The following is a 432-nucleotide window of genomic DNA, read 5'->3' on the forward strand; positions in this document are numbered from 1 at the left end:
GGCTTGGGCTCATGCGCCGGGCGCGCTCGGGCCCCATGAAAATATCACGGTGACGATCACCCCAGTAGTAGGTATGTGCAGAAAAAAAACTGGGTGTAATGCCCAGGCGTTTCATCTCATCCAACTGGTCATCCCGCGCCTTATTCTGATTCACTCGCAAATGGCGCGGGTCAGCGACAGGATTGGCCTGCTGGGCTAGATCAAAGGCGTGGATGACGTCATCAATCGCCGCATCACCATTAGCGTGAATAGCCATCGGCATACCCGTAGCATGCGCCCGGCCATCCATCTCTAGCAGCTCCTCACGTGGAAAGATCGGAGAGCCGCGGTAGTCTGCATCGCCACGTAAAGTCGTGTTGTAGGGGTCAGCGAGATAACCGGTAAGGCCCTGGATTCTGCCGTCCGAAACGATCTTCATGGTCTGTCCGCGAA

General features: G+C 56.5%; 1 protein-coding gene. It reads right to left on the reverse strand.

Annotated features, from left to right (window positions below; translation table 11 throughout):
* Positions 1–418 (reverse strand): amidohydrolase family protein (locus tag A3709_RS14925; protein WP_231871198.1); only part of this gene is annotated, 418 nt, incomplete at its 3' end.
* Positions 419–432: the final 14 nt, after the last annotated feature.

Source organism: Halioglobus sp. HI00S01 (genome assembly GCF_001635445.1).
GTDB lineage: Bacteria > Pseudomonadota > Gammaproteobacteria > Pseudomonadales > Halieaceae > Halioglobus > Halioglobus japonicus.